Here is a 13,896-nt window from a genome sequence, read left to right as displayed (position 1 = left end):
GGTACTACGGTTTTCTATTAAATGACAGATGGTCCTTTTCCCGTTACATAGTGAATGATGACGGTTGTCCCTGCAGAAACATTCGATTCAATGGAAATAGTTTGACCAAGTTTATCGGCAATTTTTTTGCAAAGATAGAGTCCGATGCCGCTGGAATTGGCAAATTTCCGGCCGTTTTCTCCTGTAAAAAATGGCTGAAATACTCGTTCAAGATCATACGGTGGGATACCCGCACCTTCATCTGTAATCGATAACGTCGTATACTTTGCATTTTCCTCAATACGGCAAATAATTTTTTTGTTTCCGTTTTTTAAACTGGAGTATTTAATGGCGTTGGAGAGAATTTGATCTAATAAAATCTCGTTCCATTTTGAATCGGTGACAACATAGGCGGCTGTTCCTTCACATTCAAGGGATGGAAAGATAGATTGATAGATACATTCCCTTTTCCGTCCGTTAATAATTTTTCTTAATGAAGCGAGTAAATCAACAGACTTTACTTCCAAGTCAGTTTCAAAGCTTTCCATTCGAATCATCGTCAGTCCTTGTTCGATCGACGTCAGCAGCCGTTTGTTTTCCTGCTGCAGTTTTTCTAAAAATACACCTGTTTCCTTTGTTTCCTCCTCCTTACTAATTATCAGTTCGATAACGGAAACCGGTGTTTTTAAATAATGCATCCAATGCGATAAAAAATAGAATCTTTCTTTATTCTGTTCTTTCATTTCATTGTATTTACTAGTGTGTTCAGTGATGATTTTATGTAATAATTGCTGAAACGCTTTTTCCTCCTCAGTATGCGGCTGTAATTCGGCATATTGATCCCGCAACAAAAACTGAATAGCTCGGTTTGTTTGATAGTAGCGGACCCCATCAATTACCAGGTAGACGATTAATAAAAAGATCCCAATCGACAGCGGATAAAAAAACTCCGTGTTAGCCGGTTCACTCAGGTGAAAAAACGTAATGATGCATGTCATGCTGATTAAATAAAATAGAATGAGAAGGGCTCGGTCTTTTAAAAATTGGATTAAAATAGCTTTTAGCATGGTTCCTCTCCGTTAGCTCCCGGAATGTGAAGTAGATATCCCGCTCCTCTTCGGCTTTTTATAGCATCTTTTATCCCTAGTTCAGCAAGCTTTGATTTCATTCTCGTGATATTAACCGTTAACGTATTATCATCGACGAATGTAACCGCATCCCACACCTCTTCAATCAGCTCTTCCCGTGAGACAAAGGCATCGTGATGATCGATTAATTTTTTCATCAATTTATATTCGTTTTTGCTGAGTTCAACTTTTTTCTCAAGGTACATTAACGTAAGGGTATTCGCATCAAGGCAAAGTGCCCCAACACAGGTGTTGTTGGAATCCTTTGCGGCATATTCTCCGTACACCCTCCGGACTGCTGCTTTGACCTTGGATTGCAGCATTTCAAACGTGAACGGCTTTGTTATGTAGTCATCCGCTCCCAGCTCGATTGCCATTATTTGATCCAGCTCCTGGCTGCGTGCAGAAATAATCAGAATGGGGACAGTGGATTGGCTGCGAATACTTCGGCATAGATAATAGCCGTCATAATATGGCAGATTAATATCGAGTAAAACGAGATCCGGTTGTAATCTGGTAAACTCCTCAACTATATTCGTAAAATTCACAGGTTGGTACACCAAATAACCGTAGCGCTTTAAATGATCCTGAATCAGATTGCTTAGCTGTACATCGTCTTCAATCAACAAAATTTTGTACATCGTTGATACTCCTATAAAAATTAGTTCTATTGGTCTGTATATCCGGCGTAGAAATACAAGGTCTGGTTTCCTTTCCTTATAGTAACATTTTGGGGAGAACAATGGGTGTAAAAAAAAGCTTAGAAAGCAAAATGCCTCCTAAGCTATATGTGCAGTTAACTATCCAGCATTTTTCATCCTGCCGGAAAATTGGCTATTATATAAATCTGCATAGAAACCGCCTTGAGCCAGCAGTTCTTCGTGATTTCCTTTCTCAATGACCTTTCCATGGTTCATCACTAAAATGAGATCGGCATCGCGGATGGTCGATAGACGATGGGCAATGATAAAGCTTGTACGGCCTTGCATCAAACGGTCCATCGCCTTTTGAATTTGTACCTCCGTCCGGGTGTCAACGCTACTTGTTGCCTCATCCAAGATTAACATCGGTGGATTGGCCAATATCGCCCTGGCAATCGTTAACAGCTGCTTTTGCCCCTGTGAAATATTAGACGCTTCCTCGTTTAGAATGGTGTCATAACCATCCGGAAGTGTCCGAATAAAGTGATCAGCATTCGCCGCCCGCGCTGCAGCAACGATTTCCTCCTCCGTCGCCCCTTCACGGCCATAGGCGATGTTATCACGAATTGTACTGTTAAATAACCATGTATCCTGCAGCACCATTCCAAACAAACCGCGCAAATCTGCTCTCTTCATATCCCTTGTATCAATGCCGTCAATCAATATTTTACCTGAGTTTACTTCATAGAAACGCATTAATAGATTGATAAGCGTCGTTTTTCCAGCGCCAGTCGGTCCAACAATGGCAATCTTTTGACCGGGTTTCACGGAAATATTCATGTCTTCGATTAACAATTCATCCGCTTTATAGCCGAAGGACACGTGCGCAAATTCAACTTTACCTTTTGGTTCAGCAATGACCTTAGGTGAAGCCGCTTCCGACACCTCTTCCGTCTCATCAAGGATTTCAAACACCCGCTCCGCACTGGCAATGGTGGATTGGATGATGTTTGTGATTTGCGCTGTTTGCGTGATCGGCTGTGAAAATTGTCGCGCATATTGGATAAATGCTTGAATATCGCCGATTTCTATCGCCTTTTTCGTCACCAAAATACCGCCGGCCACCGATACGAGCACATACCCAATATTGTTGATGAATGACATGATGGGCATGATCATCCCAGAAACAAACTGTGCCTTCCAACCGGCATTGTACAATTGATCATTGATTGCTTCAAATTTTTCGATTGATCTCTTCTCATGACCAAACACTTTGATAATTTTATGACCAGTATACATTTCCTCCACATGACCGTTGAGCTGGCCAAGGGAAACCTGCTGCCCCTTAAAATAACGCTGCGACTTTTTCGCAATGCTGGCCGTGGCCACAAAGCTGAGCGGTAAGGTCACGACAACAATCAGTGTCATCAGCGGGCTGATGGAAAGCATCATTACTATTACCCCAATTAATGTAACAACGGATGTAATCAGCTGGGTTAAGCTTTGCTGCAGGGTTGTACTGATATTATCGACATCGTTAACCGCACGGCTTAAGATTTCCCCGTGTGTTCGAGCATCAAAATACTTTAATGGCAACTTGTTTAGCTTATCTTCTACTTCTTTACGCAGATTGTACACCGTCTTTTGCGCCACACCTGCCATGATGTATTGCTGGACATAGGCAAAGGCAGCACTTAGAAGATAGAGACCAATCAGTAAGAGGATGATATTGCCGATATAGTCAAAATCAATTTTCGCACCGGGTACCCCTTTAAATTTCATCATCAAGCCTTCAAAAAGTTTGGTCGTAGCTTTCCCCATAATTTTTGGGCTGACGATGGAAAAAATGGTACTGATAATCGCTGTGATAAAAACGGCTAACAGCTGTCCTTTATATGGGTTTAAATAGGTGATTAATCGCTTCAGCGTTCCTTTGAAATCCTTGGCTTTTTGGACAGGCATTCCCATGCCGTGCGGCCCAAAGCCGCCGCCTCTTCCCTGCGGGCCCCCGCGATGCTCAGCTTGTTGTTCTTTTCCATTCTTACTCATGCAATCTCCTCCTCTGACAGCTGTGACATCACAATTTCCCGGTAAACCTCGCTTGTTTCCATCAACTGTTTATGCGTTCCGATCCCTGCAATTTGGCCATTATCCAGGACAATAATTTGGTTTGCATCCATAATCGTGCTGACGCGCTGAGCAACGATTAACACGGCGGCATTCCCGGTTTCCTCTTTTAAGGCAGCACGCAGCTTGGCATCGGTTTTAAAGTCAAGGGCGGAAAAGCTATCGTCAAAAACATAGATTTCCGGTTTTCTTACAAGGGCACGAGCAATTGCAAGCCGCTGTTTTTGTCCGCCGGAAACATTTGTTCCGCCCTGGGCAATCATCGTACTGTAGCCCTCCGGCATTTTGGCAATAAAGTCTGCTGCTTGCGCAATTTCAGCCGCATGCCGGATTTCTTCATCGGTCGCCTCCTCTTTGCCGTAACGAATGTTCTCTGCAATGGTCCCGGAAAACAGCACGGCCTGCTGCGGGACAAAGCCTATCTTTTGCCGCAGGCTTTCCTGGGTCATTTCGCGGACATCGGTGCCATCAATAAGAACCTTGCCGGAATCGACATCATAAAAGCGGGGGATCAAATTAATCAGCGTCGATTTGCCTGATCCGGTTCCGCCAATAATCGCGGTCACCTCGCCTGGATTCATTTTAAAAGAAATATTAGAAATGGCCGGCATTTCCGCGCCTGGATAGCTGAAGCTGACATTTTGAAATTCTACTACACCTCGCTCTTGCTTTGGTGCAATTGGATTGACCGGGTCTTTGATATCAGCCGCAGTATCAAGCACCTCGACTATCCTCCCGGCGGATACGGATGCCCGTGGAATCATCACAAACATCATCGCCAGCATTAAGAAAGAAAACATGATTTGCATCGCATATTGGATAAAAGCCATCATATCGCCAACTTCCATATGCCCGTGGTCGATGCGGATGCCGCCGAACCAAATGATAGCGACGGTGGTGAGGTTCAATATAATCATCATCGTCGGCATCATCGCCGCCATGATTTTATTTACCTTGATGGCCGTTGCCGTTAAATCCCAGTTCGCCTGATCAAACCGCTTTTTCTCATGGTCAATTCGGTTGAAAGAACGAATGACCCGGATTCCCGTTAAATTTTCCCTAAGGACGCGGTTCAGTTTATCGAGTTTCACCTGCATCGCTTTAAACAGCGGAATCGCTTTTTTCTGGACGATTAAAATAATCAACAACAGGATCGGAATCGCCACGGCAAGGACTAGCGTTAATTTTGTATCTTTGGACAAAGCCATGATAATACCGCCAATACACATCATTGGGGCCATTGCCATCATCCGCAACATCATGATTAGCACCTGCTGGATTTGGGTGATATCATTCGTTGTTCTGGTAATGAGCGAAGCCGTACCGAATTGATCAAACTCTTGTAACGAAAAATCACCAACGTGGGAAAAAAGCTTGCTTCGCAATGATTTTCCGAATCCCGAGGCGGCTTTTGCCGAAAAAAAGCTGGCCATGACAGAGCAAATCATCCCGCCGGCAGCTACAATCAGCATCAAGCCGCCTATTTTCCAAATGTATTGGGTATCGCCGGTAACGACTCCCTTATCCACAATATCAGACATTAACGTCGGTAAATATAATTCGGCTAAAGACTGCAGAAGAACCAGGCCGAGGCCCAAGTAAATCGGCAGTTGAAAGGGTTTCAAATATTTAATCAATTTATTCATTGATCATACCACTCCATTAACGGTTTAATTCTTGAAAATAATGATGTACTTTGGAAAGTAATTCGGCTAATTGTTCACTTTCTTCCTCACCAAGATAATCGATTAGGTTGAGGAGAATTTCCGTGAATGCCTCCCTTATTCTTTTGGTTGTTTCTACTCCAGCAGAGGTTAATTTGATTTTTACCGCCCGCCGATCTTCCGGGTCTACCGTTCGCTCAACTAATCCGGCTTTTTCCAGCGAATTAATGATTTGAGTAACGGTCGGCGGAGTGACCTGTAATTGCTGGCTAATCTCTGATACTTTCATTTCTGTCTGTTGGTTGTTAGCGCCACGTTCAATCGTTGCCAAAACCTTAAATTCACTGGGCTTATAGCCGGCTATATGACTCATATAACGAGCGGTTTTCCGAAATTGCATAAACGACTGCAGTAATTTCTGGGCGGTTTGACTCTCCATCGTTGCCATGATTGTCACCTCACTGTAAATAGTTAAGTTTACTAATAGTTAAGTTACTTATTAATTAGCATGCTTAATTATATGGCGAAAAAAACGGGCTGTCAATTTTATAGAAAAAAACAACACAGGATCTCCCTGTGTTGTTCACCTACTGGTCTTTTTCCAATACCTTAACGTTATCCAATTTCCACTTCCCATTCAGATAGGCCCAGGTTGACTCGACATAAGCAATCGTATCAGCATTGGCGATTCCTGCTACTCTCTGCACCCCTTTAAGTCCCAGTTTGCCATCTTTCAAGGTAATAGGTTTGAGGCTGTGATAGGAATTTACCATCAACTCGGTTGGTTCGTTTAATTTCCCTTTATAATATAGTCCCAGCTTTTTATAGTATGATTTCCGATCCTTTAAAAGGAAGCGGTAGGTTTTTCCCGTCTGTTTGATTTTAATTTCAGCCTGATAACCATTCAAAAAGTGACTATCGATCTCAACTGGATCAGGCACAGGTAAATCGACAAGAACGTTATCCTTTAAGGAATGTAAATAGCTTAAGACTATTCCGCCGCTTCCGCCTGTTTGTACACTTGAAAACAGATCTTTTACACCATCATCGTTCATATCAACCAATTGGAATGACGCTTTTGCGCCGCTTTCCAAAGGAATGGTGTACGCTGTTCCATTAGACGCTGAAACTTCAAGAAAAATTTGCTTTAAATAATCAGTTTCATCCTGGTATGGAACACCCTTTAACAGAATCGTATCCAATTCCCGATCCCCTGTTATATCTGCTTTCTGCTCCGCAATGGTTACCGTTTTTGTCGTTTCTTCCAAGGCATAGACAACACTGGTCAGTGTCAGTAGAAAAAGCGCGACAAAAGCTAAAAATGTTTCTTTTTTCATCTTTTTGCCTCCCGTTCCATCGATACATGCTATTATGCCCAACTTTGGGAAAAAGATGAAAAAAAGACTCTCTAATTTCTAGAGAATCTTTTTTAAGCTGTTGCTAACAGCAAAAATATCAATCTGTGCGATCTGCTTCACTTGGAGTCAGCGCCGCTTCCACCTTCCAAAGGTCGACCACCTTGCCGTTTTCGGTCTCATCCAGGATAAACGAACCATTGGAATAGCGGTCACTAAAACGAATTTCTCCGGTTTTTAACATTTCGATATACCCTTTTTCTGTTTGGATGAAGATCTCATCCTGTTCACGGGCGACCGTAAAGCCGGTAATCCGATGCGGGTGCGCTTTTAATTCTCGGAGGATGACAAGGCCGCGCTTAGCCCGGGTAGCTTTTTCAAACTCGGATAATTTCATCCGTTTTACCGCACCGCGCTGTGTTACAACGACAATCGATTCAGCATCACTGCTGTCAGGAGAAATGAGCTGGCCATCGACGATATAGTCGCCGTCCTTTAAGTTCATTCCCTTTACCCCGGCTGCCCGGACACCGATATTACTAACTTCTTCCTCGTCGAACCACAAGGCATAGCCGAGATGAGAGATCAAGAACAGCTGTTTCGCTCCATCGGTTTGATGGACATTGATCACCTGGTCATCCTCCTTGAGATGAATGGCAACAAGCGGCTTGGAGTAACGCTGTGCTTTATACTGCTTTAATTCCGTTTTCTTGACCATGCCATTTTTCGTGACAAACAGCAGGAAGTCCTCCGTGTCAAAATCCTTAACCGGAATCGCTTTGATAATTACCTCATCACGGTCAATCGGAATGATATTGGCAATGTGCTGTCCAAGGTCTTTCCAACGAATATCCGGAAGTTCATGAACCGGACAGTGTAAATAATTGCCCTTATTAGTGAATAGCAGCAAGACGTCCTGTGTATTCATATCAAGCTGAGCTAACAGTCTGTCCGTTTCCTTCATGGCGAAATCCTGGCCGTTCGAAGCAGCAAAAGAACGCTGGCTTGTTCGTTTTACATAGCCTTCTTTTGTGACCGTCACGATAACGTCCTCACTAGGAACCAAGACTTTCAGGTTAATTTTAATCTCTTCAATTTCCGCCTCGATTTTCGAACGGCGTGGATCAGCAAAGCGTTTTTTGACATCCTTTAATTCCTTTTTGATGACGGATAGAAGCTTTTTCTCACTTTCTAAAATGCTTGTCAATTCGGCAATTTTCTTCTCCAGTTCGGTCGCTTCGTTTCTAAGTGCGGTGATGTCTGTATTGGTCAAACGATACAATTGTAAGGAAACGATAGCTTCGACCTGGGCTTCGGAAAAAGCAAATTTGGCGATTAAATGATCCTTGGCATCGCGCTTATCCTTTGATGCCCGAATCGTCGCAATCACTTCATCAAGAATTGATAAAGCCTTCATCAAGCCTTCAACAATATGCTGTCGTTCCTGTGCTTTTTGCAGATCAAATTTCGTTCTTCTGGTGACGACATCCTTTTGATGTTCAATATATGCTTGAAGCAGCTCGCGCAAGCCCATTAGCTTCGGACGTTTGTTGTAAATTGCCACCATATTAAAGTTATAGGTAACCTGAAGATCGCTGTTTTTATATAAATAATTCAAAACCCCGGCGGCATCGGCATCTTTTTTCAACTCAACGACGATACGGAGGCCGGTACGGTCTGTTTCATCGCGAACCTCGGAAATCCCCTCGACTTTACGATCAAGGCGAAATTCATCCATTTTTTTGACGAGATTTGCTTTATTCACTTCGTATGGGATTTCACTGATCACAATCTGCTGCTTACCGCCGCGCATATCTTCAATCTCTGCCTTGCTACGGACAATGATTTTTCCTTTACCAGTTTCATAGGCCTTTTTAATCCCTTCGATTCCTTGAATGATGCCAGCTGTCGGAAAATCTGGACCTTTAATAACCGTCATTAGTTCATCAACGGATACATCCGGCTTTTCCATTTTCATAATCACACCGTCAATAATCTCACCAAGGTTATGCGGCGGGATATCGGTTGCATAGCCAGCTGAAATACCAGTCGAACCATTTACCAGCAAGTTCGGAAACAAGGCCGGCATTACCGTCGGTTCCTTTGCCGTATCGTCAAAGTTTGGAATAAAGTCGACGGTTTGTTTTTCAATGTCACGCATTAATTCAGCTGCAATCGCTGACAATCTGGCCTCGGTATAACGCATCGCTGCTGGCGGGTCGCCATCGACGCTGCCGTTATTACCATGCATTTCAATTAATACATTTCGAACCTTCCAGTCCTGGCTCATCCGCACCATCGCTTCATACACAGATGTATCGCCATGAGGATGATAGTTACCAATCACGTTACCAACCGTTTTGGCTGCTTTTCGGAACCCTTTTTCATGGGTGTTTCCTTCCACATGCATCGCATACAAAATTCTGCGCTGCACCGGTTTCAACCCGTCACGGACATCCGGCAGGGCCCGTTCTTGAATAATATATTTACTGTACCGTCCGAAGCGGTCGCCGAGAACCTCTTCTAAAGGGAGGACACGGAATTTTTCTGGCGTGCTCATCCTTCGTAGCCCCCTTCGGAAACCATAATATTTTCATTTTCTAAAATTGTATCGTCATCTTCCAAGCCGAAAGAAACGTTATTTTCAATCCACTTGCGGCGCGGTTCAACTTTATCACCCATTAGCGTTGTGATTCGCCGCTCCGCCCGGGCAGCATCATCGATTTTCACGCGGATCAGTGTCCTTGTTTCCGGATTCATCGTTGTTTCCCAGAGCTGGTCGGCATTCATTTCGCCAAGCCCTTTGTAGCGCTGGATGATATAGCCTCTGCCGATCTTTTTGATGGCAGCCTGCAATTCTTCTTCATTCCAGGCGTACTCTATCACTTCTTTTTTACCAGCCCCGCGGCTAACCTTGTAAAGTGGCGGAAGGGCAATATAGACCCTGCCGGCTTCCACGAGCGGCTTCATATAGCGGTAGAAGAAGGTTAATAGCAATACTTGAATATGGGCCCCATCCGTATCCGCATCGGTCATGATAATAATTTTGTCATAATTGATATCTTCAATCGTAAAGTCGGAGCCGACCCCGGCACCGATCGTATAGATAATCGTGTTGATTTCTTCATTCTTAAAGATATCGGACAGCTTGGCCTTTTCCGTGTTAATGACTTTACCGCGAAGCGGCAGGACCGCTTGGAAACGCCGGTCACGACCTTGTTTCGCCGATCCTCCCGCAGAGTCACCCTCAACCAGGTAAAGTTCATTTTTTTGCGGGTTGCGCGATTGCGCTGGCGTCAGCTTGCCTGAAAGAGAGGTTTCCGAGCGTTTGCGTTTCTTGCCGCTCCGGGCATCTTCCCGGGCCTTTCTTGCTGCCTCCCGCGCCTGCGATGCTTTAATGGACTTTTTAATTAAGAGGGAACTGATATCGGGATTTTCCTCTAAGAAGTAGGATAAATGCTCGGAACAAACTGCGTCTACTGCTGATCGTGCTTCGCTTGTGCCCAATTTCCCCTTCGTTTGTCCTTCGAACTGCAGCAGTTCCTCAGGAATGCGAACGGAAATAATCGCCGATAACCCTTCACGGATATCAGATCCTTCCAGGTTTTTATCCTTTTCTTTTAACAGGCCAACCTTACGGGCATAATCGTTAAACGACCTAGTCAATGCGGTTTTCGCCCCGACCTCATGTGTCCCTCCGTCCTTTGTCCGGACATTGTTTACAAACGAGAGGATGTTTTCTGAATAACCATCATTAAATTGAAAAGCAAACTCCACCTCGATATGATTTTGAATGCCTTCAAAGCTGACAACAGGATGAAGGACATCTTTTTCCTCATTCAAATATTTGACAAACGCCTCGATGCCATTTTCATAATGGAAAACCTCATGCAAATCATTGCGTTCATCAAAAATTTCAATCTTTAAGCCTTTTAACAGGAAAGCGGATTCGCGGAGACGCTCACATAGGATTTCAAAATTAAACGTGATAGTTGAAAAAATCGTCGGGTCCGGTTTAAAGTGAATCGTCGTTCCCGTTTGGTTTGTTTTCCCGATTTTTTCGAGCGTCGTGACTGGCTTTCCGCCATGCTCAAAGCGCTGTTGATAAATAAACCCGTCTCGTTTAATCGTAACAGTCAGCCATTCAGATAACGCATTGACGACGGAAGCACCGACACCATGCAAACCACCGCTTGTCTTATAGCCGCCTTGACCAAATTTTCCGCCGGCATGAAGAATGGTGAGGATGACTTCCGTCGTTGGTTTTCCCATTTTATGCATTCCCACCGGCATGCCGCGCCCTTTATCGACGACGCTGATTGAGTTATCTTTGTGTATTTTAACGATAATATGATCGCCATATCCCGCAAGCACTTCATCGACGGAGTTATCGACAATTTCATAAACAAGATGATGAAGTCCGCGCGAATCAGTGCTGCCAATGTACATCCCGGGACGCTTGCGAACGGCGTCCAGCCCTTCAAGTACTTGGATGGCATCATCATTATAATCAAAAGCTTGTTGAATTCTTGCCACTAAAATTCCCCTTTCATACTTACAAGACCACTATTCCATTTTACATTAAGAACTAATGTTTGCGCTAAGTTCATTTTATCATAACAAATCCAAGAGTCTATGCCTTATTTTAGCGATTTATTTTGATTTAGCAAATAGTTATATGTATCATCGTCTATTTTATATGGTATTTTTAGTCGTTTTTTAGGGAAAAAAATAGCTGCCAGATGTCTGGCAGCGAAAATTCCTTACGCCTTCGTTAGGGCATGTTCCACTTTTATACAGCGATCCATAATAACAGTATAACCCTTTTCCTTCAGGAACTGATAGGCTTGTTCATTTACGAGGCCTTGCTGTGCCCAAAAAACATCAGCATCAATGTTGACAAATTCCTTGGCCACATCCAATAGCTGCTCTGAGCGGCGAAATACATTCACAATGTCTACATGACCTTCGATATCCTTTAACGAGGCGACAGCTTTGACACCAAGTGCCTCATCAATGGTAGGATTTACCGGAATAATTTCATAACCGGCCTTTTGCATGGCGGCTGAAACTTGATAAGAAGTTCTTTCTGGGTTATTGCTTAATCCAACTACAGCAATCCGTTTTGCTTTTTTTAAAATCTCCTTGATTTCTTCGCGGCTAGGATTTTCAATCGTCATCTATTCCACCCCAATATCAATGAATTAACTATATTTTATCTGATTCTGTAAATATTACACAACTAAATGGCTCATGAAGCTTAGCCTAAAACTGGGGTTTGGGAATGGAAAGTCTAAACTGCGCTCCGTTTCCGACGTTTTCAACGGATACACTGCCATCCATTCGCTCAATTACGGTCTTGGCCATGTACAATCCGAGCCCAGAACCATGTGGTTTGGTCGTGAAATTTGGTTCAAATACCTTTTCAAGAAAAGCCGCATCGATCCCTCCGGCATTATCGGTGAATTCTGCCGTGATAAAATCTGTCGTTTCTTTAATTTTAATCATAATTTTTCGATTCGCGATTTCTTTTTGGATAAAGGCATCACGAGCATTTGCTAAAATGTTCAGCACGATTTGACTGAATTCATTTGGATACCCATAGGCTACCTGTTGCCCTCTATTTTCAAATTCTACTTTAATACCATGATTTTGTAGGTTTAGCGAATAAATTGACAGCGCGTCCTCAATCGCATCTCCGACGGAAAAAGTGGTTTTTTCACTATTTGGTTTATAAAAATTGCGAAAATCTCTAATCGTTTGGGACATATGCTTAATCTGGATCGTGCTTTCCCGGGTAAAACGGTCGATATAAGATTCATTTATTTCTCCATATTCCAACGCATCTCTGACATCTTGAACCAAGAGCAATAGGCTGTTTAACGGCTGCCGCCATTGATGACCGATACTAGCCATCATTTCACCCATGGCCGCCAGCCGGGAATGTTGGATGATAATTTGGTCTTTCTCGTGGTTTTTCCGAATTTCCTCCTCTAGACGTTTTTCTAGGATACGATTAATAGCCTCATATTTTTCCGCTAATTCACGGTAGTTGATCTCTGTTTCATTACTATTACTCATAAGCTCACCTCATTTTAAAAAAACTTGATATGATCAATCGGTCCATATTATAAACATATAGTTACCAGTTATATATCGACTTCATTAAAATTATTTTAACCTATTTCAACAGCCTAAGATATATGACACGGGGCGAATTAACAAATGGTTTGAAAATTGTCCATATAATTGTAAAAAAAATGACTCTAATCATACAAAATTAGATAAATTATCATGAAAAATAGAAACATATGGTGATTTTCATTATTTCATGGTGTAAAATTAAATAGCTTGATCTTTTTCTAAAGGAGTAATTTTACATGGTTCAGATTATTTCCATCTTAGTTCTTGCCTATTTACTCGGATCGATTCCTTCAGGCTTGATTATTGGAAGGGTTTTCTACAATACTGATATTCGTGAACATGGGAGTGGCAATTTGGGGGGCACGAATACATTTCGGACTCTTGGAGTTAAAGCAGGATTGGTCGTGACCAGCGCGGATATTCTAAAAGGTACCCTTGCAACAGCACTACCGTTGATTTTATCGGTTCACTTACATCCATTAATACCAGGAGTTTTAGCTGTTCTTGGTCATACTTACCCGATCTTTGCCAGCTTTCGTGGCGGAAAAGCCGTGGCGACTTCAGGCGGGGTCATCCTATGCTATGCGCCGTTTTTATTTGCTACGCTGATTCTCGCTTTTTTCATTTCTTTATATATCACAAAATATGTATCACTATCATCGATGGTTGCCGCACTTGTTGCGGTTATTTACGTCATCATTTCCGGAATCATCAGCAAATGGGATTTCCCACTTCTCATTGTTATCATCCTGTTAGCATCATTTGTCGTTTACCGACACCGCGCGAATATAAAACGAATAATGAGCAAAACGGAACCAAAAATTAAATGGCTGTAGCTTTACGCTGCAGCCTTTTTTCA

The 13,896-nt window shown here is 43.0% G+C and carries 11 protein-coding genes; 1 reads left to right on the top strand and 10 read right to left on the bottom strand.

Translation table 11 applies throughout. The features are described from left to right. Positions 1–17: 17 nt before the first annotated feature. The 10 genes from JK635_RS00350 to JK635_RS00305 form a co-directional block, all read right to left on the bottom strand. On the bottom strand, positions 18–1,046 hold the full coding sequence (locus JK635_RS00350; protein ID WP_202651296.1) for a sensor histidine kinase: 1,029 nt from the start codon (positions 1,044–1,046) through the stop codon (positions 18–20). Further along, positions 1,040–1,747, bottom strand: coding sequence for a response regulator transcription factor (locus tag JK635_RS00345; RefSeq protein WP_202651295.1), 708 nt, complete (start codon positions 1,745–1,747; stop codon positions 1,040–1,042). The genes JK635_RS00350 and JK635_RS00345 overlap by 7 nt, the downstream gene beginning before the upstream one ends. A 159-nt stretch (positions 1,748–1,906) precedes the next feature. Further along, the gene (locus JK635_RS00340) at positions 1,907–3,796 is read right to left on the bottom strand and encodes an ABC transporter ATP-binding protein (RefSeq protein ID WP_202651293.1); all 1,890 of its coding nucleotides are present in this window, start codon (positions 3,794–3,796) and stop codon (positions 1,907–1,909) included. Then, the gene (locus tag JK635_RS00335) at positions 3,793–5,520 is read right to left on the bottom strand and encodes an ABC transporter ATP-binding protein (RefSeq protein ID WP_202651292.1); all 1,728 of its coding nucleotides are present in this window, start codon (positions 5,518–5,520) and stop codon (positions 3,793–3,795) included. Before JK635_RS00335 ends, JK635_RS00340 begins: the two co-directional genes overlap by 4 nt. Before the next feature lie 16 nt (positions 5,521–5,536). Beyond that, positions 5,537–5,986: a MarR family winged helix-turn-helix transcriptional regulator gene (locus JK635_RS00330; protein ID WP_235887791.1), complete on the bottom strand. Its 450-nt coding sequence runs from the start codon at positions 5,984–5,986 to the stop codon at positions 5,537–5,539. A 139-nt stretch (positions 5,987–6,125) separates the two neighbouring features. Further along, positions 6,126–6,875, bottom strand: a complete 750-nt coding sequence (locus JK635_RS00325) for a YybI family spore inner coat protein (RefSeq protein WP_202651290.1) — start codon at positions 6,873–6,875, stop codon at positions 6,126–6,128. 118 nt (positions 6,876–6,993) lie between these two features. Continuing rightward, the gene (gene parC, locus JK635_RS00320; protein ID WP_202651288.1) at positions 6,994–9,453 is read right to left on the bottom strand and encodes a DNA topoisomerase IV subunit A; all 2,460 of its coding nucleotides are present in this window, start codon (positions 9,451–9,453) and stop codon (positions 6,994–6,996) included. Then, positions 9,450–11,429: a DNA topoisomerase IV subunit B gene (parE, locus tag JK635_RS00315; RefSeq protein WP_202651286.1), complete on the bottom strand. Its 1,980-nt coding sequence runs from the start codon at positions 11,427–11,429 to the stop codon at positions 9,450–9,452. The genes parC and parE overlap by 4 nt, the downstream gene beginning before the upstream one ends. Before the next feature lie 227 nt (positions 11,430–11,656). Beyond that, positions 11,657–12,073: a CoA-binding protein gene (locus tag JK635_RS00310; protein WP_202651284.1), complete on the bottom strand. Its 417-nt coding sequence runs from the start codon at positions 12,071–12,073 to the stop codon at positions 11,657–11,659. Between the two features lie 85 nt (positions 12,074–12,158). Then, the gene (locus JK635_RS00305; RefSeq protein WP_202651283.1) at positions 12,159–12,974 is read right to left on the bottom strand and encodes a sensor histidine kinase; all 816 of its coding nucleotides are present in this window, start codon (positions 12,972–12,974) and stop codon (positions 12,159–12,161) included. A gap of 299 nt (positions 12,975–13,273) precedes the next feature. Between JK635_RS00305 and plsY the strand changes: the two genes are divergently transcribed. Beyond that, positions 13,274–13,873 (top strand): glycerol-3-phosphate 1-O-acyltransferase PlsY, encoded by a 600-nt coding sequence (plsY, locus tag JK635_RS00300; protein ID WP_202651282.1) that lies wholly within the window; start codon positions 13,274–13,276, stop codon positions 13,871–13,873. Positions 13,874–13,896: the final 23 nt, after the last annotated feature.

Origin of the sequence: Neobacillus paridis, assembly GCF_016765675.1 — a bacterium.
Lineage (GTDB): Bacteria > Bacillota > Bacilli > Bacillales > Cytobacillaceae > Neobacillus > Neobacillus paridis.
Note: the sequence above shows the minus strand (reverse complement) of the source record. Positions and strands in the feature narration are given on the sequence as shown.

Excerpts from the sequence above, each read along its gene's own strand:
- parC (WP_202651288.1), bottom strand. The coding sequence starts at position 9,453 with ATGAGCACGCCAGAAAAATTCCGTGTCCTCCCTTTAGAAGAGGTTCTC.
- JK635_RS00310 (WP_202651284.1), bottom strand. The coding sequence starts at position 12,073 with ATGACGATTGAAAATCCTAGCCGCGAAGAAATCAAGGAGATTTTAAAA.
- JK635_RS00325 (WP_202651290.1), bottom strand. The coding sequence starts at position 6,875 with ATGAAAAAAGAAACATTTTTAGCTTTTGTCGCGCTTTTTCTACTGACA.
- plsY (WP_202651282.1), top strand. The coding sequence starts at position 13,274 with ATGGTTCAGATTATTTCCATCTTAGTTCTTGCCTATTTACTCGGATCG.
- JK635_RS00305 (WP_202651283.1), bottom strand. The coding sequence starts at position 12,974 with ATGAGTAATAGTAATGAAACAGAGATCAACTACCGTGAATTAGCGGAA.
- JK635_RS00335 (WP_202651292.1), bottom strand. The coding sequence starts at position 5,520 with ATGAATAAATTGATTAAATATTTGAAACCCTTTCAACTGCCGATTTAC.
- JK635_RS00330 (WP_235887791.1), bottom strand. The coding sequence starts at position 5,986 with ATGGCAACGATGGAGAGTCAAACCGCCCAGAAATTACTGCAGTCGTTT.
- JK635_RS00340 (WP_202651293.1), bottom strand. The coding sequence starts at position 3,796 with ATGAGTAAGAATGGAAAAGAACAACAAGCTGAGCATCGCGGGGGCCCG.
- JK635_RS00350 (WP_202651296.1), bottom strand. The coding sequence starts at position 1,046 with ATGCTAAAAGCTATTTTAATCCAATTTTTAAAAGACCGAGCCCTTCTC.
- JK635_RS00345 (WP_202651295.1), bottom strand. The coding sequence starts at position 1,747 with ATGTACAAAATTTTGTTGATTGAAGACGATGTACAGCTAAGCAATCTG.